This window comes from Taibaiella koreensis (assembly GCF_003545715.1).
In the GTDB taxonomy this organism is placed as follows: domain Bacteria; phylum Bacteroidota; class Bacteroidia; order Chitinophagales; family Chitinophagaceae; genus Taibaiella; species Taibaiella koreensis.
The window spans coordinates 488,554-510,726 of the sequence record NZ_QVNU01000003.1 but is presented as its reverse complement, the minus strand read 5'-3'; the positions used below and the strand labels follow the sequence as shown (position 1 = coordinate 510,726).

Below are 22,173 nucleotides of genomic sequence, written 5' to 3'. Positions count from 1 at the left end.
CGGCCCGGCAAATTTAGAATGGTTCTGCGGATAACCGCGTTTTATTTTAAGCACTACCGCAGCAGTATAATATCGCCCTTTTTCTCATAGTTGTTACCATCGGTGCAGGAATACTTGATATAGTACATATAGGTATCCAGCGCTGCAGGCTGTCCGTTGCTATAAGTGCCATCCCAGCCCTTTTCGATATTCGTGTTGTCATATACCAGCTTACCCAGGCGGTTGAATACTTTCATCGTGACGATTACCTGTCCCAATTGGAGCGTAGGATTGAAATAGTCGTTTACGCCATCCATATTGGGTGAAAATGCTGTAGGCATAAATACTTCGCAGCAGGGCCGGGTATTCATCATCATCGTATCCGAATCCTGGCAGCCGTATTTATTATATACGGTAAGTGTTACCGGTCCGCTATACGCAATCGTGCCCTTTACTGTACGGGCTTCCGCTTCACCAAACAGGCGGAAGAATTTTTCGGGGGCCCAGCGGTAGATATAGCGATCGCCTTCCTGCGCTTCCAGCGTGACCGTATCGCCCATACAGATATTGTTCTCACTCACGGATGTGATACGCGCTTCCGCCGCGGGATACAGCTCCAGTTTGATCCGTTTGGAAGTATCGCGACAGCCTCTATCTGTAACGGCAATTACCTTGTATATGCCGGCATTGCTGGCCGCATAGGCGGGTCCTGTTTCGCCGGCAATGGCTTCATCGTCTTTCAGCCATTGATAGGTCGTACTGCTTTCGGGCAGGGCCAGGGAGAGCAGGGTCTTGTTGCCCGGGCAGATGCCCGCTGCATTCCCGCCATTCAGTAGCATATTGGGCAGGGGATTCACTTTAAGGTTCAGCACCTTTACACTGTCGCATCCATATACCGATTTAAACGTCGTATCATAAATGCCGGTCTTGTAATAGAGATTGCCAAAGAACTCGTAAGTCTCCCCATTACAGATCTGGATCGTATCGGTGCTGCCCGAAGTGTAAGCCTCATGTATCGTAATGGTATAGGCAATGGTCTGGGTTACCCTTACCGGACAACCATCATCTCTAAGGGTAACAAAGAAAATATAATCGCCGGGAGCGTAACCACCAATATCCCAGCTGAAGTGCATTACAGGATTAGGCGTTCCGTTGCTGGTTACCGGCGCGGTCGCTCCTTCGGGCAGGTTGGTTGCAAAGATGTTGATATTGTCGCCGTCGGGATCGTTGCCCTGCAGGTCAAAAGCCACATTGCCGTTGATCCCCTGGCATACATTGATCCTGGTGGGATCGGCGGGGTCAACATTGCCATTGTTGATATTGGTCACCGGCCCTTGCGGACCCTGGTTGGGACAGTTGTCCAATATAATAAAGGTCATTTCGCGCATGCTGGTGCCTACCAGCTTGCCTTCGCGGTATTCGCTTACCTGCTGTACCACGCAGGCATTGACCAAAGCATTGGGTGTAAAGGAAGTTTGGCCCGTAACGGAGCTGAAGCTGAACGAGCCCGGCGCGGCAGCAATGGGAGCGGTACCCATCAGCGGCGCTACATAGTTACAGTTCGTATAAGTACCATTGGCCATTACCGGTGTATTCAGCGCGGGGATCAGGGCAAAAGAAAGTGAATCGCCGTCATTGTCAATCGCCGCCAGGTTAAATGTGGTAGGCTGGTTGATACAGAAAAAGGGCGTAGGATCGGATGTAAACGAGGGTGAATTGTTTTTACCGGTAGTGTCGTAAGGAGGGAAAACCGGTACATAGTTGCCGGCATCGTCCTGGTAATAGCCTACCGGATCGGGAATAATGGGGATTGTATTATTGAGCGTAGCATAGATGCACATCGTACCAGTGCCGGAAAGATTATTGATGAGCCCGCTGCGCCCTGCAGTGTTGTTGAAATGATCGCCTTCAAAATTAAAACGCCAGTTGGAAGAGGTATCGGGAAGCGTAACCGTGCCTTCAAAAGTAAATTTCATAACACCGGGATAATCTCCCTTGGGCACAGAACATTGGGTATTGTTGGCTTCGTCGGGGCACACGGGTGTAATTTCCTCCTGGTAGTTCACCGCTACCGGATCGAGAAATATAGCCCCCCCGGGACCTGAGCCCAACGATTGGTGTACGCCGTTCTTATAGATCTCGATCACTACCCTGGGCGTGGCCGGTGGCACCAGCGTGCTGAACGACCCGGATGAGGCCAGGCTGCAATCGGCAAAGAAAACAAAAGTTAGTTTATAGGTTTGCGCACTGCCCGACGCCGATACGAATTGGTAGCGAAGCTCGGAACCCAATATGTGGTTAGCGTGGGAAAGGCCTGCATGCCACAGCAGAAAAAAGAGGAGCAGAAAAGAGGAATAGTAGCGCTTTTTCATAGTTCTTTTATTAAAATGACCATCGGTGCAGATGGGGTGTTTGGATAGATATGTAATTTAATCCGGTGCAGGTAGCAACCCGTCCGGTTATTAATGGATCAGGGCAAACCTGCCGCTGGCATATTGCCGGCCATCGTAGATCTCAAGAAGATATAGTCCTTCATTGAGGCCGGCGGCGGCGAGATCAACCGATAGTTGCTGGCTGCCGGCCGCGCCGGCGCGTTGCTGAAGGTGCAGCGCCACGTGTCCTGTTATGCTTCTGATGGTAATGTCTAGAGGGGCGAAAGCCTGGGCAGTGTTAAAGTTGAAGCTGATCTTATCGCTGGCCGGATTGGGGAATAGCGTCAGGGGAAGCCTTTCGCCCCGGCGCAGCAGCTCCCCGATCGATACCGGATCACAACCCCATACGATCTTTTTAACCGCCCAGTTATTGTCCGTGTTATTATCATCATTCTGCAGGTCATCGGGGCCATCGCCGGCTCCCAGCACATGCACAAAAAAACCGTAGGCGGTATCGGCGGTATAAGGCGGCGCAAGGTATTTGATCGTGCCATTCTGATAGGCAGTCCAGTCGAGCAATATACCGATATCGTTGACCGGGCGGTCGCTCTCCCTGTTCAGGTAATCCGGCGCTTCCACATTTTCCTGTATCAGCAGCTTTTGTATCCAGTAGCTGCCGGGACCGGTCCCCAGGCTATCCTGTTCATGTGGCGTAAGAAAACGGCTCATCGAGTTCAGATACCAGATTTCGGTATTCTCGTACACCGTGGCCGGACCGTAGGAGCCCATGCTCCATACTCCTTTGGGCCCCCGGTCGGTAGTCGTATCACCGAATATTTTGCCCGGGCAAAGATTGGGGTGGGCATCCATATCGATCTCGGCGAAGAGATCAATATTTTGCGCCTGCGCAGCCTGGATTATGGTAAGGAACAATAAAGAAAAACAAGAGGCATAATGTCGAATTCTATTCATCGGCAATTAAATTGGGACAGTTTTGTAATTGTTTGGTTCTGGCGAATATACCCATTCTACCTCAAAAAAGACACCCGTTTATCAAATTAGGAAAGGATAATTTGTATATAATTTTCACTTTAATCTATATTAATTTATGAATGACAGAGGGCTTTCCGTATGGAAAGCCCTCTGTCATTCTGATATAAATAATTGCTTTAACGGAGCACTGTTACCGACTCTTTCTTCTCGTAAAGTTTGCCATCGGCACAGGTGTACTTCATCAGGTACATATAAACTTCTGCTGCAGCATCGCTGCCGTTTTTGTAGCGACCGTCCCAGCCTTTCTTGATATTGGTATTGTTATATACCAGCTTACCATAGCGGTCATAAATCTGCAGGGATACGAGAACCTGGCCGGGCTGCAGCTGCGGGTTGAAGTAATCATTCAGTCCGTCACCGTTTGGAGAGAAGGCATTGGGTGCAAATACCTCGCAGCAGGGTTTGGTTCGTACCAGCGTGGTATCGGTAATATAACAGCCGTATTTGTTGTATACAGTCAGCACTACCTCGGTAGGCTCCAGGAATACGCCTCTCACTTTAGACCCGTCGGATCCCGATTCGAAGCGGAAAGGTTTCTCTGGCGACCAGCGGTAATCGTAGTAGTCTCCGGCTGCAATATTGCCGGGAATGGCCTTCAGCTCCAAAGTATCATAAGCGCATATCACTTCATCCTTAAGCGGCTCTATCTTCGCCTCCGGAGATGGGTTAATGGTAACGGTTACCTTCTGCGAGGTGAGTGAGCAGTTCTTATCGGTGGTCGCTGTCACATCGTAGACACCGGGGGCCGTTACCGTATACTTGGGCAGGGTCGCGCCCGAAATAGGGTTGCCATCTCTGTTCCACTGATAGGTCGTAGTGGGCCCGGGATTGGCAAGCGCCAGCACCGCACTATCCGATCCGCAAAGACCGATGGTGGCGGAGAAATTGCTCATAGTCATATCGGGCAGCGGGTTTACTTTCAGCTCCAGCCGCAGCAAGCTATCGCAGCCCAGGGCGGTATGAAGCAAGGTATCGTAATTGCCCGCCAGGAAGTAGTTGCGGCCGAACCAGCTATAGGTAGTGCCGGCGCAAATTTCCACACGGGTCGTGTCGTAAGAAGTACCGAAGTGCACTCTTACGGTATCGGTGAAGATACGGAGACCGGGGTCACAGCCGGCATTACCCGTAAAGTTCACTACATAATAGTTGATATTGGCATTAGTCGTTACAGAAACACAGGAACCGGTTCCGATGGGCAGGTTGGGATCAGTCTCTGTATACCACTTAAGGTCGGGTGAGCTTATGGAATCGATGATCAGCCAGGGATTAAATGCAATAGGGTTCATGCTATAGGTCGCCGAGCCGGTAGGTGTGTACAGCATACCATCGTTGGTCACGCCGGTCACACCCCAGTTTGTGGCAGAGACTGCGGGATCACGATTCGGCGGATAGAACGAGGCCGTACCATTGTCGTTACGCAAACCCTGAACCACCTGACCGTAGTAAGTAGGACCGGAAGCGCTGGGGCACATACTTGCAATAGGTATTGGCGGCAGATTGGTGGTATACATCTCAACATTATTGCTGCCCTCGTACAGGATCACCTGGCTGGTCACGATAAAGTTTTTACAGGTACCGCTGAATACCGGCACCCGGCACCATTCCACCACAAAACGCTTGGCGCCTGTCTGACCGATCCGCTGGTAGCGAATCAGACCTTCAGTAGGTGAGGGAAGCAAGTCCTCAAAAGTCACCATTACGGAATTGTTAGCCTGGGTCACACCATTAAAGCCCATTACAGAAGCTTGCCCCCAATACCAGTTAGCACCGTTTTGATCCGCCATCGTAGTATCGAAAGTCAGCATACCGTTACCCGATATGATACATTTGTTATACACTTTCCCGAAATAAGTAAAATCGAAGCCTAAAGGGATCACTTTACTGTATTTATCATCGACAGTAATATTCGTCGCCTGCCCGGTCAGACTGGCACACATGGTCAAAGGCTGTCCCGGACAGGTTGTCGTATCCGAATATTGAAGCGCGATCTGGGCATGCAACCGCGCTATACCACAGGTAAAGAGAACTGCTAAAAGAAATAGTACTTTGAACCCCTTCATATCTATTGTAATTAAAAAATGAGCGTTGAAGTTATGAAATTTGACAGAAAGACAACATTGTCCGGTTGTAAAATAATAAGACTCCTATCAAAAATCTAGGGTTGGGTAAAAAAGGATTTTTTTTCCCTTCCTATATTGAACTAACCTTCAATTACTCATGATGATATGGCAGGTTATCAATAGGCTTTGGCAAACAGCACTCTTTCCCTGGACGGCTTCCCGGTAAGGATGCATTTTCCCTCTTCCTGTTCGTTATTCAATGGTATACAACGTATGGTGGCTTTTGTTTTGGTCTTGATCTCCTCTTCTGTTTCCGGCGTACCGTCCCAATGGGCAGCAATGAATCCGCCTTTTTCTTCCAGCACTCGCTCAAAATCGGCCCAGGTATCCACTTTCGTAATATGCTCGTCCCGGTAAGATCTGGCTTTGTTGAACATCGCCGTTTGTATCTCTTCCAAAAGAGCAGCCACATGACCGGCAAGGCCATCCAGCGCTACGGTCTGTTTCTCCTTAGTATCCCTGCGCGCTACCTCAGCCTGGTTATTTTCGATATCCCTTAACCCCAGAGCAATACGCACCGGTACGCCCTGCAGTTCGTACTGGGCAAATTTCCAGCCCGGACGGTTGCTATCGTCATTGTCAAATTTGACTGAAATACCCTTCGCTTTTAGTTCTTTGACGAGGCCGGCCACTTTTTCGTCAATTATCGCCTTGGACTCCGGCCCTTTATACACCGGCACGATGACCACCTGCAAGGGTGCGATCCTTGGCGGCAACACCAGGCCGTTATCGTCGCTGTGCGCCATTACCAGCGCACCGATGAGGCGGGTGCTCACACCCCAACTGGTCGCCCACACGTATTCGAGCTTATTTTCTTTATCGGCAAATTTTACGTCGAAAGCCTTGGCAAAATTTTGTCCCAGGAAGTGGGAAGTGCCTGCCTGCAACGCCTTGCCATCCTGCATCAGCGCCTCGATGCAATAGGTATCTTCCGCACCGGCAAAACGCTCATTGGCCGATTTCACACCCTTTACAACGGGCAGCGCCATGTATTCCTCCGCAAAAGTGGCGTATACCTCCAGCATTTTGCGCGTTTCTTCCAGGGCTTCTTCGCTGGTCGCATGCGCGGTATGCCCTTCCTGCCACAGGAACTCGGCTGTACGCAGGAACAGGCGGGTGCGCATTTCCCATCGCACCACATTGGCCCACTGGTTGATGAGTATAGGCAGGTCGCGGTACGATTGTATCCAACCTTTGTAGGTATTCCAGATAATGGCTTCCGAAGTGGGTCGTACCACCAGCTCCTCTTCGAGGCGGGCTTCAGGATCCACGATCAGCTTGCCTTTATGCTCAGGGTCGGTCTTCAGGCGGTAATGCGTTACCACAGCGCATTCCTTGGCAAATCCTTCCGCATTCTTTTCCTCCGCTTCAAATAAGCTTTTGGGTACGAATAGGGGGAAATAGGCATTCTGGTGGCCGGTTTCTTTAAACATCCTGTCGAGCTGATCCCGCATATTTTCCCAGAGGGCAAAACCGTAGGGCCTGATCACCATGCAGCCTCTTACCGCCGAATAGTCGGCCAGCTCGCCTTTTAAAACCAGGTCGTTGTACCACTGGGAATAATCCTGTTCCCGGCTTGTAATTTCTTTACTCATGCAATTAAACCTTATTGATTAGTTAATGTCTATATTCCTATACAAGAAGTGTACTACCGAATTGCCGCAAATGTAGTATTTTTGGATACAAAAGAAGGTATTCAGACTGGCATAAGGTCTTTAACTTTTTGGAGAAACAACATTAGGAAATTCAAAATACGCTCACATGAAACGCTTAATTTTTGCCAGCCTTGTCGTGGCGCTGTTCTCCGGCACTGTTGCTTTTGCCCAAAGCAATGGCAGCTATGTGGATGACGTCTATTACAACGGCTCACAGGCACAGAAGGATGCAAAAGCCGACGCCAAGAAGCAAAAGAAACAGCAGGAGGCGCAGCAGGGTGACGCTGAGTATTACAGCAGCACCAACGGCTACAACGATGGCGGCTACAACAACAACGGCAATGCCCAGGTGTACAACAACTCCTACGGCAACGACGATGATGCTTATATCGATTACGACGACGATTCTTACACTTCCCGTATCCGCAGGTTCTACTATCCCATGAGCTCTGTAGGTTATTGGGGTGGTGTATATAGTCCCTTTTGGTACGATCCGTTCTATTCAAACCCTTACTACGGCTGGGGTGGCTGGTATACGCCAGGCTTTAGCGTAGGTATGGGCTGGGGTTGGGGCGGTGGCCCTTACTGGAGCAACTGCTGGGGTATCAATACCTGGTTTGGCTACGGCGGCTTTGGTTCCTGGTACTACCCTTATGGTGGCTGGGGCTGGGGCGGAGGCTATGGTCTCGGCTACTGGAACGGTTACTATGCAGGCGCCAACGATGGTCGCTACGGCTATTATGGCCGTACCGTGAACTATGGTCCCCGCGGAGCCCGTAATGGTATGCTCAGCGCTGGCGCTTACGGCCGTGCCAGCAATATGCGCGCCATGAACACCAACAACGGCGGTACCGTGATGCAGCCCATGAGAGGCCGTGCCGGAAATGCCGTAATGAACCGCGATAACGCCGTAAACCTCAATGGCGCCACCATGAACAGGGGCGGCATGCAGGTGGGCGACCAGCGGGTAAGGATGAACGGCAACCAACGTGCATTTGAAAATAACAACCAGGCCATCAGGCTCAACGATCGTGGCGCGGCCGAGATCAACCAGGGAGCCGTAAACGGCGGCAGGTCTCAGATGCAGGAAGCAGCACCGGTACGGCGCAATGGTTTCTTCGGCAATATGTTCCGGGGCAATCCAGAGAATATGAACCGCGGTGGTGGCATGGAACGTGCCCAGCCCTCACGCAGCTACAACGCAGAACGGGCACAACCTTCGCGTAGCTTCAGCAGCCCGGCGCCTTCACGCAGCTTTAGTAGCCCTTCACCGGCACGTAGCAGCGGTAGCTTCAATGGTGGTGGCGCCCGTATGAGCGGCGGTCGCAGATAAAAACGATTTAAATACAGAGAGAAAAACCACGCTTCACGGCGTGGTTTTTTTTATAAAAATGACCTTAAATGTTCAGGGACAATAGCGGAAAATTTATCCACAGACCTGTGGATATTTAAAAAACACTTTTCCTTAATACATGATCTAACTTCGTTATTGCCCGCAACAATTAATGCTAAAATCGCGCTCCTCATGAGTAAATCCAAGACAACCCATAAAGGCCAGGGCCTCTCTTTCCAACGCCACTATACCCGGGAAGATATCCCTGTCTTTGACCTCTTTCAATATGATTACCGTACCTCAGTGATCCGGAATCCTAACGGGGAAAAGGTATTCGAAATGACCGACGTGGAAGTCCCTGCCCACTGGTCTCAGATCGCTACCGACATCCTTGCCCAAAAATATTTCCGTAAAGCTGGCGTGCCGCAGCCCGACGGCAGCCTTGGCCGCGAAACTTCCATTAAGCAGGTAGCGCATCGCCTCGCCGAATGCTGGCGCAGTTGGGGCTGGCAATATGGCTATTTTGCCTCGGAGCAGGATGCGACCATTTTTTATGATGAGCTGGTGTATAGCATTTTGCAGCAAAACTGCGCGCCTAACTCACCCCAATGGTTCAATACCGGCCTGTACAACAGCTACGGCATCAACGGAAAAGCCCAGGGACATTTTTTCATAGATCCGGTTACCGGTAAGCTGGAACGCTCTACCAATGCGTACGAGCGCCCGCAACCGCATGCCTGCTTTATCCTCAGCGTTGAGGACGACCTGGTAAATGAAGGCGGCATTATGGACCTGTGGACCAGGGAAGCACGCATTTTCAAGTATGGCAGCGGTGTAGGCACCAATTACTCCAATATACGTGCCGATGGAGAAAAGCTGAGCGGCGGCGGTACTTCCAGCGGCCTCATGAGCTTCCTGAAGATCGGCGACCGCGCTGCCGGCGCCATTAAAAGCGGTGGTACTACCCGCCGGGCAGCCAAAATGGTATGCCTCGACCTGGATCACCCCGAAGTGATCGATTTCATCGACTGGAAAGTAGAGGAAGAGAAGAAAGTAGCAGCCTTGATCGCTGCAGGCTATGCCTCCGACTATGAAGGAGAGGCATACCGCACCGTCTCCGGTCAGAACTCAAACAATTCGGTAAGGGTACCCAATGCTTTTTTCCATAAGCTGATCAATAACGAGGACTGGGCGCTCACCGCCCGTACCGACGGCCGTGTGATGCGTACCATTCCTGCCAGGGAAATGTGGGAAAAGATATCCTACGCCGCCTGGCGTTGCGCCGATCCCGGCACCCAATACGACAGCACCATCAACGAATGGCATACCTGTCCCGAAGGCGGAGCAATAAGGGCTTCCAACCCCTGCAGCGAATACATGTTCCTCGACAATACAGCCTGCAACCTGGCATCGCTTAACCTGCGTCGCTTCTTCGACGAGGAAAGCAGCACCTTCGATGTGGCCGGCTTTGAATATATGGTGCGCCTGTGGACGGTAGTGCTGGAAATATCGGTGCTCATGGCCCAATTCCCCTCTCCCGAAGTAGCGCAGCTCAGCTACGACTACCGTACCCTGGGCCTGGGCTACGCCAACCTGGGCTCTATGCTGATGGTGAGTGGTATTGCCTACGACAGCGATGAAGCACGGGCTATCGCTGGCGCAGTAACCGCGATCATGAACGGCGTGGCCTACAAGACCTCGGCCGAAATGGCCCAACACCTTGGCGCCTTTTCCCGGTACGAAGAAAATAAAAAGCACATGCTGCGGGTGATGCGCAACCATCGTGCGGCAGCCTACGATGCAGGCGATGCCTATGAAGGCCTTGAGATCAAACCCATGGGCATTAACGCCCGCTATTGCCCCGATTACCTGCTGCGCGCAGCAACCAAGGCATGGGACGAAGCGGTGCAGATGGGAGAGCAATACGGCTATCGCAATGCACAGGCCACGGTAATTGCACCCACCGGGACTATAGGCCTGGTGATGGACTGCGACACCACGGGCGTCGAGCCCGATTTTGCGCTCGTAAAATTCAAAAAGCTGAGCGGCGGCGGCTATTTCAAGATCATCAATCAATCCATACCTACCGCGCTACGCAAGCTGGGCTATAAACCCGAAGAAGCAGACGCTATCGTTAAATATGCCAAAGGGCATGGCACCTTTGCCGGCGCACCGTTCATCAATCACCAGTCGCTGAGCGAAAAGGGATTGATCGCTGAAGAGCTGAAGAAGCTGGATACTGCTGTGGAAAGTGCTTTTGAGATAGGCTTTGTGTTCAACGCCTATACCTTGGGCGAAGAGTGTCTGCAGCGGCTGGGCTTCAGGCCGGAACAGTATTTCGATTACAACTTTAGCCTGCTGGAAGCCCTGGGCTTTACCGAGCAGGAAATAGAAGCCGCCAACGATTACGTATGCGGCACTATGATGATCGAAGGCGCGCCCAACCTGAAGCCGGAGCACCTGCCTGTATTTGACTGCGCCAACAAATGCGGTCGTAAGGGTGAGCGATTTATCCATGCGCATGGTCACATCCGTATGATGGCGGCGACACAGCCGTTTATCAGCGGCGCCATATCCAAGACCATTAACCTGCCACACGAAGCTACTGTAGAAGAGATCAAGGACTGCTACTTCCTGAGCTGGGAGCTGGGCATTAAGGCCTGCGCCCTGTACCGCGACGGCTCCAAACTAAGCCAGCCCCTGAGCAACAAAAGCGATAAGAAAAAGAAAGAAGAAACACCCGCCGAAACACCTGTGGCCACTACCGGAAGCCATATCGTGGACATGAGCCAGCTGACTATCGAAGATCTGCTGGAAGAAGTGAACAAGCGTGTACAAGACAGCCCCGATACCCAGCTGAAGCGCCAGCTGTCGCGTATTGTGGAACGCAAAACCTTGCCGGCCAAACGTCGCGGCTATACCTACAAAGCCAAGGTAGGCGGGCAACCCCTGTTCCTGCGTACCGGGGAATACAGCGACGGCACACTGGGCGAGATATTCATCGATATGGCGAAAGAGGGCGCTACCATGCGTAGCCTGCTCAACAGCTTTGCCATCGCCGTTTCGGTAGGTATGCAGTATGGCGTACCGCTGGAAGAATATGTAGACAAATTCATCTTCACCCGTTTTGAACCCAGTGGTATTGTCGAACACCCCAATATCAAGACTGCAACTTCGGTGCTGGACTTTGTGTTCAGGGCCCTGGCCTACGAATACCTTGACCGGGAAGACCTGGTGCATGTTACCGACGAAGAGAAGCTGCCGCACCATACCGACACTACCGCCGGCCAGCAACTGTCGCAGGTAAGGATCACGGCGCCGCAGCAGGCCCTTGTACCACAAAAAGTAAAGGCCGTAGCACCCAAGCCTGTTATCGCTGATGCAGATACCAAAAAGCTGATGGGCACCAGCGCCGATGCCCCGGCCTGCAGCAATTGCGGCAATATTACCCTGCGCAACGGCACTTGCTACATGTGCCCCAACTGCGGCACGACCACCGGCTGCAGCTAACCGATACTTTTAGTTTGTGTTTGCTTATAAGAAAGGCGCCTTCTCCAGGCGCCTTATTTTATCTATTTATTTCCCAATTGATGCCCGTCCGGACACTATCCGACGGTTCCTCGTGGGATATACAACCACAATCGGAGCCTTTTGGTTTCAACGATTCCACATCCTTCAACCGCTTGTCGAGCTTCCTGATCGAACCGGCATTACGGGAATCGTTGGCTTCGATCGTCAGCCCTTCGAAGGAAAACGTTTTGATCTTCCTGTTCATTTCTTCTTTACTGGTGATAACAGGAACAACGGCAATATCATTATTCCTGCCTGTAACAAACCGTGTCAGCCCGAAGGTAATATGGTCGTCCTTTTCTGTAAAAGACATGATATAAGCTTCTTTACCCTGGGGCAGCGGCACCCGGCCATCGTCGGCATAAAAACCATAAACCGATTCCTCTCCTTTCAGCAAGCCGCCGTCGACAAATATTCTTGCTGAAGGAATAATAATATAGACGTTGGCATGCTCCCGGAAATTTCCTTCCAGCCTTACTTTCAGCAGGCTGGGTTCAAAGCCCGGCAGCTCCTTGGTGAAAATATCAACGTTGTACCAGCCAAATACTTTAATATCGAACTGGTAATAAGTGCTGAAGTCCGCCTTGGGCACAACCACATTTTCCTGCGTCACAAAGGCATGATAAAGGGTGTCGCTGTAATGGTACTGTACTTCGGGGCCGTTCTGTATTACCAGGCCATTCCGCTCTTCTTCCAATGCTGCCCTTAGCTTATAGTAGACGGCACAGCTATCCAGGCTGGCCCTAAAATCGGGGTAGTCGGCAGGGTTCAGGTGTTTGCTTTCTTCATCAAGATACCGGTACAAGCTTTCCAGCTCTGCATCGGTAAGCGAGGGAAAGGCCGTCATTGCTGTCTTGTTCCAGCGCTCGTAGAGGCAATTAGCCAGCGGGTCCCCGTCGGCAATCAGCTTAGCGCTGTTGTGGATGAATTGCTTTAGCCATTTCGGGTCGCGGCGCCGGGGAATAAAAGCCAATGAAGGACCTGTAAGATCTTTATCCGGGCCGTGGCAGGAGCGGCAACTGCTCTGGAATATGGCCTTCCCGGCAGCAATGGTATCGAAAATTTTCGGCGCTGCCAGCGGCTGCGGGTCTACCCAATCGACATGACCGTTTTTGTCTTCATTACCTTTAAACAGCTGCATATTACGCGTTGCATTAGCAGAGGGTATCTTAACCTGGAGCGCTTTTACGATGTGTGCCTCTTTATCTTCAGCCTTGATACTGATCATGCCGCCACTGCTCAACGGCCGGTCCCCGCTTTTCGTCATCAGCCCGGCCCTCACTATATCTTCCATGCTATAGGCCTCCTTGATGGCCAGCCGCGTTGTTTTCTTATTGCCCGATACAATGGCGCCTGCGACAATCCTGATCTCGGCGCCTTTCGCCGTATGCAGCAAGGTGTCGCGGCTAAGGTCTATATCGTAGTAGTCGGTTTCGAGATTACCGGTATTTAACCAAGATGGCAGTAAAGCGCCATCTTCCGTACAGCCTGAACCCAGGCACAAACATAAAAGAAGTGGTAACAGGTATTTTTTCATGGATCAGCGTTTCTACTCCAGATGCAGGTAACAAACCTATTCCACAACCTTCTCCCGGTTTAATTTGCTATTTCTGTAGCCGTATGCAAAATAGACGACCAGGCCCAGGCCCAGCCAACCAATAAACCAGACCCAGTTGTTTTTGCTCATTCCGGTAAGCAGGTAGCTGCAGGTAATGATGCCCATCAGTGGGATGAGGGAATATTTTTTAATAAAGGAAAGGAACGCCAACACTATCGCAAATGTCCAGAACAGGATAAGGGAGAGCTGCGGCAGGGCCAGGTCCCAGAAGCTTTGCTTTCCCTGCACATATTCTGCTACGCCGGTATAATCGAAGTGCAGTATATCGCTGAAATAAGCCGGGTTGAGCAACCAGGCAAGGAGTATGGCAAGGACCACGATCGGAGGAAAAATAAAACGCCCGTTGATATAAGGAAGCTGGAAACGCCCGGCCACCTTTTCTTTGCGGGGAATGAGCAATACCCCACCGCATACCAGCACAAAGGCAAACAAGGTTGCGATGCTGGTAAAGTCCAGCACAAAGGTCTTATCGGTAAATAGAATAGGGATACCGACTACAAGCCCCGTTACGATAGTGGAAAAAGAAGGTGTCTTGTGCCGGGGATGGATCCGTTGAAATATCCCCGGGAGCAACCCGTCGCGACTCATACTCATCCATATACGCGGCTGGCCCATCTGGAATACCAGCAATACGCTGGTCATGGCAATTACGGCTGTAATGGCCACAAAAAATTGCATCCAGCCTACATTGAGGTGCTCCGGCTCAAAGATGAAGGCCAAAGGATCGCCAACACCGTCGAAGCTGCGGTAATCTACCGCCCCGGTGAGCACCAGGGTAAGCAGAATGTAGATAATGGTGCACAATACCAGCGACAGGATCATCCCCCGGGGCAGGTCGCGTTGCGGGTTCTTGCTTTCTTCGGCCAGCACACTTACTGCATCGAAGCCGATATAGGCGAAGAAGACACCGCTTACCGCCATCATGACGGCGCCGAAGCCGTTGGGCATAAAGGAACGTCCCCCGGCCTTTCCCGGTGGCGTCCAGTTGGCGGTAAGCCCGTGCGAGAAGACCAGGTAACCGCCGACTATGATGATCAGCACTACCACCGCAAGCTTCAGCACTACCATCAGGTTGCTGAAATTCCGGCTTTCCTTTACGCCTACGAAAACCAGGTAGGTGATCAATACATTGATGATAAGTGCAGGCACATCCAGGATCATGCGCAAGCCGGCCACCACCGGCGCCTGGTTCCAGGCTTCCAGTAATTCCTTATTGCTGGTACCCCGCTCCACCGCATGCTTCGCCTCCATATAGCTGGTCGACAGGTATGCGGGTACATGAATATGCATCTTACCCAGCAATGATGTAAAGTAGTCGCTCCAGCTGTAGGCTACGTAGATATTACCAATGGAATATTCCATAATCAGCGCCCAGCCGATCATCCAGGCAAACAGTTCCCCGAAGCTAGCGTAGGAATAGGTATACGCGCTGCCGGCCACGGGTATGCGGCTGGCAAACTCGGAATAGCACATAGCGGTGAAGGCGCAGGCAATAGCGGTGATTATGAAAAGGATGACGACCCCTGGTCCGCCATGAAAGATCGCACCACCCAGGCTGCTGAAGCTCCCCGCACCCAGGATAGCAGCGATCCCGAAAAAGGTAAGATCCCGTACGGTGAGCACCCGCTTGAGGGCGGTGCTATGCCCCTCCCCATCGCTCATACCTTGCTCGGCATCATTGATTATAGTGTCAATAGACTTCTTCCGGAATAATGGATGCGGCATACCAAGGTCGATTTGGGGCTAAAAATAGAAAAAGAAGTTCCATTTGCAGTCAAAAGGAACTTCTTTTACTTATGAGGCCTTTCCTAAAAGGCACTGGTATTGTTTTAGCTGGCGCGGCTATCCACGATCAGGGTACCGGCTATTTTGTCGTGGAGGGCTTGCTTCTTATCGTCCCACAGCATCATGAGATAGCCGATGAGGAGAATGATTGCGGATATCCACTTGGCAAAGTGCCGTCCTGTGGCTCTTCCGAAAGAAATACGATTGCCCTCCATATCGGTGACTTTGAGGTTCATGGCCTTCTTACCCAGGGTCGCCTGCCGGGGACCGCTTTCCTGCAGCGCGTAGTAGAGCCAGCCGGCAGCGGTCTGTAATAGCTTTGCCAGCAGCACATTGCCGGTAAGACCGGCTGATCGCTGGAAAGGGCCGATGCCCAGGGGCAGGCCGATCAATGTGTTGATGACGATAATGATAAGGCCGTCGATAAAAGCAGCCGCAAACCGCTCCCAGAAAGTGCCATACACGACCTGCTTTTCGGGGAAAATCTCGGAATAGAATTGATCTTCTTGCATTTTTTTTGGGGCCAAAGATAAAAATTGCGGCAATATCACATATTATTTCTTATGTATTTTTATCGTACACCCGCTGCCGTCTTTCTCGAGCAGATCTACGATATAGATACCCTGGGCGTAAGTGCTGATATCGATATCGAATGCCGTTTTATCTACCAGCGTGCGGTACATTTCTCTTCCTGTAGCATCGTATATTTTCAGGGCATAGATGCGTTTATTGTTGACCGTGACGTGCAGGATCTGGTCTACGGGATTGGGATACAAGATCGCGCAGTCAATAATCAGCTCCAGGTATACCGTGGCCTCATTGGCCAGCCGGCCATCCACATCCCGCACCCTATAGGTAAAGCGGTCAGTGCCAATGGTAGTAGTCGAAGGCTTGTAGACGATGTATCCCTGTTTCCATGCTGTAAGCGTACCAATGGACGGAGGGGAAACAATGGTAAATGTATTCCGGTCGAAGGGAGCACACAGTGGCTGATCGTTGGCGAGGGCATCGAAAGATACGGGTTTGCCCAGTGGCACCAGGATATGGTCGTCGACCGTTTGCGGCGCCGTTACAAATACCCTGATATCGCCAGACTGATCCATACATACTGCTTTACCCGAATAAGCGCGGAGGTAAAACAAGCCACCTTCCAGGTATACCAGCGTGTCCTTATGCGCACCGGGGACAGGCACATCGTTGCGGAACCATTGCAGGCTATCGGCAAAGAGCACTTCGGCGCTCATGGTCACCGTATCGCCCACGCACATCGTCACCTCCTTGTCGGGAGTGCTTTGAGCGTGGCCGGCGTAGCAGCCAAGCAGCAATAGGTATAGACATAGCAGTCGGAACATCATGACTAGGTTGATCGGTTGAGACCCGGTAAGCTATCCGGAGTAAAGGGCGGCGACTACGGCAAAGCCGCCCCCTTTGCTCCGGGATCATTTTGTACAGCGAGGGCAGCCCAATGGACTACTGGAACGTAGTGGTAACGTTTACGTTCTGTATAGAGGGCTGCGGTGTAATATCGACGGTAATGCTCTTGGTTACCGTACAGGTACCCGTAGCCGAAGCACCCACACCCAGAGAATAAGTGCCGAGGCTATAGGCTACGGTATTGGAATAGGGATACGATCCGGGGCCTGCTGTAACCAAGGCCGATCCGGGCACCGTATAGGTTTGACCGGTAGGCGTACCTCCGGGCGTACCTGCAGGACTCGGCGGCGTATTTACCCAGGAATAAGCCAGGGATACATACGCGGGCATGCCCGTAAGCGTGGGCGGTGTGGCAGCATTGTTAGCAGTTACATTGCTCGCCAGCACGACATTGGTCGGTATGCTACCAACGCAATAGAATACCGCGCCGCTGTCGATCGCCACTTTAAAGGCGGGCAGGGCATAAACGATTTTATAAAACGTATCGGACGAACAGCTGGCACCGCCGGTAGAATCGGCGATCAGCTTATAGATGAGCCGTACAGGCGCCGCACCCGGCACGTTGGTTACACCGGCAGCGGTACCCGGTATGGTGTAGGAAGCGGCGGTACCCACCTGGGTATTGGTTTCATTCAGCCAGCGGAAAGTGTACCCGGTAGCATTTTGAGCAGTAAGCACTACCTGTGTACCGCTACACACATAAGAGGTGTCGTAGCGGGCGGCATGAAGGCCCAGCGTGCCCGTCAGCAGCAGCAGGATTACAATAAGCGGTTTGAGGATGTTCTTGTTCATAGACTTGTTTTTAGTTTGTGTTGGAAAAAGGTTGTCTTTGGATATTTATTGGTTTGGGATTATTTACTGGAATGTGGTCACCGGTGGCGGCGGATGCGGTGTCTGTTGTACGATCAGGTTGAAGGGATAGCTACGCGTGCAGGTATTCGCTCCTGTAAGCGTCAATGTCCCGGCATAAGACTGCGGCGTGGCATTTCCCGGCGCCACAATAGAGACAGGGCTTGCCGGGAAGGCAGTATTATTCACATTACCAAAACCCGCAGCCAAGGCTGTAGCACCCCACGCGATGCTATAGGAGACCGGGCCATTGAGCGCGGCGGTATAATTAAGCTGCGCCAGCGTTTTCGACTGGCACAAATAAATGGGTGTCGTGAACGTAATGCCGGGCAATGGCTTCACATTGACCTGCACCAGCGTGCGCAAGCTGCTGACACAACCCGAGGATGCCCTGTAGGCTTCCACATAATACCGCGTAGTATCGCTCAGCGCAGGCGTTGTGTAGGTGCTGCCGGTAAAAAAGCTGGTCCCCGATGCAGGCACGGTATACCAGCGATATACGACGCCCGTATCGGTACCGGAAACCGTGAGTGCTGTGGTCGCGCCGCTGCATATGGCCGGCACACCGGAAAAAGCAGGGGCCGCGGGTAGCGGGTTTACAACGACCGTAACGGCGGTACGCCCCGAGCGGTAAGCAGCGGCGGCGCTGCTTTCACAGCCTTCTACATAGTAAGTACGTGTGGCCGATAGTCCGCTTACAGCAAACGTAGTGCTGGTGCTGCCCTGCAGCTGGTTACCACCTGTAAGCGAATCGTACCAGCGGTAGGTATAGCCCACTTGCGGATTGCTGATCGTAAGCGTCGTCGCTACGCCACTGCAGATGGTTTGCCCGGCTACTGTGGGCGCTTTAATGAAGAAGGCATAGTACAATTTGGCCGAAAGTCCCAGCCCGAGTGTGGTATTGATCTGGAACAGCACGCCGTCATTGGGCTGTCCTGCCAGCCCGGGTACCGGCAGTACAACTTCGGTACTGGAATTATTGGCGCCGGCCAGCCCCAACAGGTCCAGCAGGGTGCTGCTTGTATAAGGCGGCCCTACCGGGTTGTTGATGCCACCATTCGTTCGTTGCAGCAGGATACTATTGGCCAGCCCCAGCAGTCCTCCATTGCCGCTGAAACGCACCATTAAGGGCGAGGTAGGTAAGGGTAAGGACCCCGCTTGTGTAAAACGCAGATTTTGCGTAGCAGAAACCAGGCCAAGGAGGCCGAGGCCCACACTGAGCGAGGAAAAATTGCTTGTATCAGCATCGGTAGCATTCGTAGCAAAAGTGACATTTGCCAGCAATGTCATTGCCGTAGCTGTTGTATCGGCATAGATCCTTTGCGCTTTTACTTTTTGAATTCCGCAGAGGGAACACAATAAAAACAACCCGCACGCGTATAGGAACGTTGCAGAATTGCTTTTAAGTTTAAAAAAGTAAAAGTTACCCATGCTTGCAGAATCCGGCGGCTTTTATTAATTTTGTTAAAGAAAACTATACGTTAGATGCAATAATGACTATCAAGTAGTAGTAATTATGATTTATAAATGCAAAAAAAATTTCTATTTTTTTAATTATTAATTACTTATAAAAAATCGTCATTTTACACTACAAAAATAGCAGCAGGTATTCATACGAAAAATCATTGCCCCTACCTTTGTGCATGAACAACAGATTTTTGTCCCTCAATAACAGATAGTTTAACCCAGATCAATAGCCCCACATTTATTGATATCGTGCTCCGAATACTGATCTTATCTGCATTATTACTGCTTTTTGCTCCACAGGCCCAAGCCCAGGAGGGAGCTTTATCGGAATATGCGAGGGATCAGCTTAAGGGTATTCCGCCGGAGCAACAGGATTCTTTCTATCTCGTACAAGGCAAGTATTACTACGCTTTTTATACCCGCGAAAGCTACCGGCGGGCCATGGAATGTTACCTGGAAGCATTACGGCTCGCCATTCAGTACAAGCATCAGTCGGTAATGCACCAATGTTATTTTGGCATCGGCTCGGTATATGATGCCAACAACAACCTGCTCCAGGCTGTACGCTATTATAAGATGCACTACGATGGCGTGCTGAAGGAGCGGCCATTTAACCCCTCCAATGTGCTGCGGGCTACTTATAATATTGCTGCGTCCTATGCCAGGGCCAGGGATACGGCCAATGCTGCTCATTACACGCTTAAGATGGGACAAATGCTGGATTGGCTCACCGATTCGACAGAGCGCCGCCGCTATAACCTGCTTACTGCGCACCTGTTTTCCGGCATCGGGCAGCAGGACGACTTCTCCCGCTATTTTGCCCTGATTAAGGACCGCGACGATTTCAGGGATGGAGAGTTGGCTTACGGCCGGCTGTTTGCAGAAGAAAAAAGCAAATACGCACTGCTTAACGGCCAGCGCGACCAGGTGATCCCCCCCTTGCTCAACGAGCTGGCCCATACCAGGGATTCGATACCGCTGCTCAATCTCTTGCACCAATCCTATGCACTGCTGGGGCAATACAAGGAGGCTTACGAGGTGGAGCAGTTGCTTGTCGACGCTGACATGCGCAGCATGGACCGTGCCACCTACGGCGATATCAATTATCGTCTGCTTGAGGCCGACAACCTGCTGAAACAACGGGAAAACACAGAGCTGCAACTCAATGAACAGGAGCTGAAGTGGCGTTCGTCCCTGCTTTATGTGCTGGCCGCACTGCTAACAACAGGCCTGGTGCTCACAGTTATCTTTTATCTGCGTTACCGCCAGCGCAGTCAGCGTACCGCAGCCAGGAACAAGGAGATACTGGCACACGACGAAAGCAATAGCCTGATGTTGAAAGAGATCCATCACAGGGTCAAAAACAACCTGCAGATCATCAGCAGCATGGTCGAAATACAGCTCAACAAACCGGAGAACGATCTCTATTTTTCTATGCAGGAGATCCAGACCAAAATGCGTACCCTGGCCATAGCGCATCAAATGATGTACGAAGGAACGGAAATGAAAGAGGTAGACATGCAAGACTACTTTGAGCATATGGTGGCTATGACGCTTGAACTCCTGGCGTCTTCATCCAACCCGGTTGAGCAACGGATAAGTATGCATGGCAACAGGCTGGAGCTGGAGAAGCTGATCACCCTGGCGCTGGCCGTGAACGAAATGCTGATTAACAGCGTTAAACATGTGCTGCCTTATGTAAGCGGCTGTTATATCGCTATGGAATGCCGTCTGATCGATGGCGAGTATCATTTTACTTATAGTGATAACGGGCCGGAAGCGGCGGATAGTAATGTCACCACAATGACCGGTACCGGTATCCGCCTGATCCACAGGCTCGCCAAGCAGATGGACGCTAAGATCATGGTGGAGAAAGAGCAGACCGGTAAAGTGCAATACCTGATGATATTCAGCAGAACCAATAAGAGCCAATAAAGCAGTATACAGAATACACGACGAACCATGACCAAAACCAAACCGGCACTTTATGAGAATCCTGATCCTGGAGGATGAAGCAATTATTGCTGAAAGCCTCTACCAATTGCTGAACTTGCTTGAATATTCCCCCTATGAGCCTGTAGACAACCCAGACGATGCTATTGCCATGATCCGCAGCTTTTTGCCCGATCTCGTGCTGCTGGACCTTAATCTCCGCAACGGCCGTTCGGGGTTGGAAGTAGCTGCCTACCTGCATGAGCAGAAGCTAAACATCCCGTTCATTGTACTGACGGCACATGGCGACGCGCATACGATCGCCACGGTAAAAAAATATCATCCCGCGGCTTTCCTGGTAAAGCCCTTTATGAGGGAATCGCTGTTTGCTGCGATCGAACTGGCCACTCCCGATATGGAAGAGGAAGCTGCAGAAGACATGGACCAGGATTGTGAGCTGTTCCTGAAAACGGGGACCCGTTACGAAAAACTGGACCTGCGGGAACTGGCCTATGTCAAAGCCAATGGTAAATACACCGAGCTGCATTTCACGTTCGGCAAAAGGCTTATCCGCATGCCGCTGTCTACCTTTATCCAGGAAAACAACAACGTGCAATTCCTGCGGGTACACAAAACCTATGCTGTGAATCCCGATTTCATTACCTCCTTCACGGCCGATGAGCTGTTGCTGACCAACAGCCGGATCCCGATAGGCCGGTTCTTCATGCCCGGTGTGAACAATTACCTGAGGACCCGCTCCTTTGGCAGAAAAAAATAAGTAGCATATCCCGATATAGGAAACATAGGCCGGAGCTGACCAGACTACGGTTGCTGAGCCTGTCGAAGCACCATTCCGTATGTCCTTTCGACATGCTTGAGGACCAGAGGGCGTTTTGGTTTCTGATATCGGGATACTCACTAAAAATAAATTGGTACCAGATGATTACAGCAGGAGGCCAGCTCTTAAATGAAAGAGAATAGATTTATCTTTGCGCTCCTATAATGA

At 51.4% G+C, this 22,173-nt stretch carries 14 protein-coding genes; 4 read left to right on the top strand and 10 right to left on the bottom strand.

All coding sequences use genetic code 11. The features are described from left to right. Positions 1 to 53: 53 nt before the first annotated feature. From DZK30_RS12180 to proS, 4 genes are all read right to left on the bottom strand, one after another. Positions 54 to 2,351 (bottom strand): T9SS type B sorting domain-containing protein, encoded by a 2,298-nt coding sequence (locus DZK30_RS12180; protein WP_118974407.1) that lies wholly within the window; start codon positions 2,349 to 2,351, stop codon positions 54 to 56. Between the two features lie 90 nt (positions 2,352 to 2,441). Continuing rightward, positions 2,442 to 3,323 carry a T9SS type A sorting domain-containing protein gene (locus tag DZK30_RS12175; RefSeq protein WP_118974406.1) on the bottom strand — a complete coding sequence of 294 codons (882 nt, stop codon included), beginning with the start codon at positions 3,321 to 3,323 and terminating at the stop codon, positions 2,442 to 2,444. A 197-nt stretch (positions 3,324 to 3,520) separates the two neighbouring features. Further along, positions 3,521 to 5,464, bottom strand: a complete 1,944-nt coding sequence (locus DZK30_RS12170; protein WP_118974405.1) for a gliding motility-associated C-terminal domain-containing protein — start codon at positions 5,462 to 5,464, stop codon at positions 3,521 to 3,523. A 176-nt stretch (positions 5,465 to 5,640) separates the two neighbouring features. Beyond that, positions 5,641 to 7,119: a proline--tRNA ligase gene (gene proS, locus DZK30_RS12165; RefSeq protein ID WP_118974404.1), complete on the bottom strand. Its 1,479-nt coding sequence runs from the start codon at positions 7,117 to 7,119 to the stop codon at positions 5,641 to 5,643. Between the two features lie 166 nt (positions 7,120 to 7,285). On the opposite strand from proS, the gene DZK30_RS12160 reads away from it, so the two are divergent. Together DZK30_RS12160 and DZK30_RS12155 are read left to right on the top strand one after the other, a co-directional pair. Next, positions 7,286 to 8,512, top strand: a complete 1,227-nt coding sequence (locus DZK30_RS12160) for a hypothetical protein (protein ID WP_118974403.1) — start codon at positions 7,286 to 7,288, stop codon at positions 8,510 to 8,512. A gap of 192 nt (positions 8,513 to 8,704) precedes the next feature. Continuing rightward, positions 8,705 to 12,022 carry a vitamin B12-dependent ribonucleotide reductase gene (locus DZK30_RS12155; RefSeq protein WP_118974402.1) on the top strand — a complete coding sequence of 1,106 codons (3,318 nt, stop codon included), beginning with the start codon at positions 8,705 to 8,707 and terminating at the stop codon, positions 12,020 to 12,022. Between the two features lie 58 nt (positions 12,023 to 12,080). On the opposite strand, the gene DZK30_RS12150 is transcribed toward DZK30_RS12155, so the two are convergent. The 6 genes from DZK30_RS12150 to DZK30_RS12125 form a co-directional block, all read right to left on the bottom strand. Continuing rightward, positions 12,081 to 13,619 carry a c-type cytochrome gene (locus tag DZK30_RS12150; RefSeq protein WP_118974401.1) on the bottom strand — a complete coding sequence of 513 codons (1,539 nt, stop codon included), beginning with the start codon at positions 13,617 to 13,619 and terminating at the stop codon, positions 12,081 to 12,083. A 36-nt stretch (positions 13,620 to 13,655) separates the two neighbouring features. Next, positions 13,656 to 15,425: an amino acid permease gene (locus tag DZK30_RS12145; RefSeq protein ID WP_118974400.1), complete on the bottom strand. Its 1,770-nt coding sequence runs from the start codon at positions 15,423 to 15,425 to the stop codon at positions 13,656 to 13,658. Between the two features lie 104 nt (positions 15,426 to 15,529). Then, a complete protein-coding gene (locus DZK30_RS12140) occupies positions 15,530 to 15,997 on the bottom strand; it encodes an RDD family protein (protein WP_118974399.1) in 468 nt (155 codons plus the stop codon). A 42-nt stretch (positions 15,998 to 16,039) separates the two neighbouring features. After that, a complete protein-coding gene (locus DZK30_RS12135) occupies positions 16,040 to 16,840 on the bottom strand; it encodes a T9SS type A sorting domain-containing protein (protein ID WP_118974398.1) in 801 nt (266 codons plus the stop codon). A 115-nt stretch (positions 16,841 to 16,955) separates the two neighbouring features. Then, the gene (locus tag DZK30_RS12130; protein WP_118974397.1) at positions 16,956 to 17,711 is read right to left on the bottom strand and encodes a hypothetical protein; all 756 of its coding nucleotides are present in this window, start codon (positions 17,709 to 17,711) and stop codon (positions 16,956 to 16,958) included. 63 nt (positions 17,712 to 17,774) lie between these two features. Next, on the bottom strand, positions 17,775 to 19,058 hold the full coding sequence (locus DZK30_RS12125; RefSeq protein ID WP_118974396.1) for an immunoglobulin domain-containing protein: 1,284 nt from the start codon (positions 19,056 to 19,058) through the stop codon (positions 17,775 to 17,777). A gap of 426 nt (positions 19,059 to 19,484) precedes the next feature. Between DZK30_RS12125 and DZK30_RS12120 the strand changes: the two genes are divergently transcribed. Both DZK30_RS12120 and DZK30_RS12115 read left to right on the top strand, forming a co-directional pair. Continuing rightward, positions 19,485 to 21,170 (top strand): sensor histidine kinase, encoded by a 1,686-nt coding sequence (locus DZK30_RS12120; RefSeq protein WP_118974395.1) that lies wholly within the window; start codon positions 19,485 to 19,487, stop codon positions 21,168 to 21,170. Positions 21,171 to 21,222: 52 nt separating this feature from the next. Further along, positions 21,223 to 21,945, top strand: a complete 723-nt coding sequence (locus DZK30_RS12115) for a LytR/AlgR family response regulator transcription factor (RefSeq protein WP_118974394.1) — start codon at positions 21,223 to 21,225, stop codon at positions 21,943 to 21,945. Positions 21,946 to 22,173 lie beyond the last annotated feature (228 nt).

What these genes read in the sequence shown, in the direction of transcription:
- DZK30_RS12125 (WP_118974396.1), bottom strand. Translation starts at nt 19,058, where the DNA reads ATGACATTGCTGGCAAATGTCACTTTTGCTACGAATGCTACCGATGCT.
- DZK30_RS12140 (WP_118974399.1), bottom strand. Translation starts at nt 15,997, where the DNA reads ATGCAAGAAGATCAATTCTATTCCGAGATTTTCCCCGAAAAGCAGGTC.
- DZK30_RS12155 (WP_118974402.1), top strand. Translation starts at nt 8,705, where the DNA reads ATGAGTAAATCCAAGACAACCCATAAAGGCCAGGGCCTCTCTTTCCAA.
- DZK30_RS12115 (WP_118974394.1), top strand. Translation starts at nt 21,223, where the DNA reads ATGAGAATCCTGATCCTGGAGGATGAAGCAATTATTGCTGAAAGCCTC.
- DZK30_RS12130 (WP_118974397.1), bottom strand. Translation starts at nt 17,711, where the DNA reads ATGAACAAGAACATCCTCAAACCGCTTATTGTAATCCTGCTGCTGCTG.
- proS (WP_118974404.1), bottom strand. Translation starts at nt 7,119, where the DNA reads ATGAGTAAAGAAATTACAAGCCGGGAACAGGATTATTCCCAGTGGTAC.
- DZK30_RS12145 (WP_118974400.1), bottom strand. Translation starts at nt 15,425, where the DNA reads ATGCCGCATCCATTATTCCGGAAGAAGTCTATTGACACTATAATCAAT.
- DZK30_RS12160 (WP_118974403.1), top strand. Translation starts at nt 7,286, where the DNA reads ATGAAACGCTTAATTTTTGCCAGCCTTGTCGTGGCGCTGTTCTCCGGC.
- DZK30_RS12175 (WP_118974406.1), bottom strand. Translation starts at nt 3,323, where the DNA reads ATGAATAGAATTCGACATTATGCCTCTTGTTTTTCTTTATTGTTCCTT.
- DZK30_RS12150 (WP_118974401.1), bottom strand. Translation starts at nt 13,619, where the DNA reads ATGAAAAAATACCTGTTACCACTTCTTTTATGTTTGTGCCTGGGTTCA.
- DZK30_RS12135 (WP_118974398.1), bottom strand. Translation starts at nt 16,840, where the DNA reads ATGATGTTCCGACTGCTATGTCTATACCTATTGCTGCTTGGCTGCTAC.
- DZK30_RS12170 (WP_118974405.1), bottom strand. Translation starts at nt 5,464, where the DNA reads ATGAAGGGGTTCAAAGTACTATTTCTTTTAGCAGTTCTCTTTACCTGT.
- DZK30_RS12180 (WP_118974407.1), bottom strand. Translation starts at nt 2,351, where the DNA reads ATGAAAAAGCGCTACTATTCCTCTTTTCTGCTCCTCTTTTTTCTGCTG.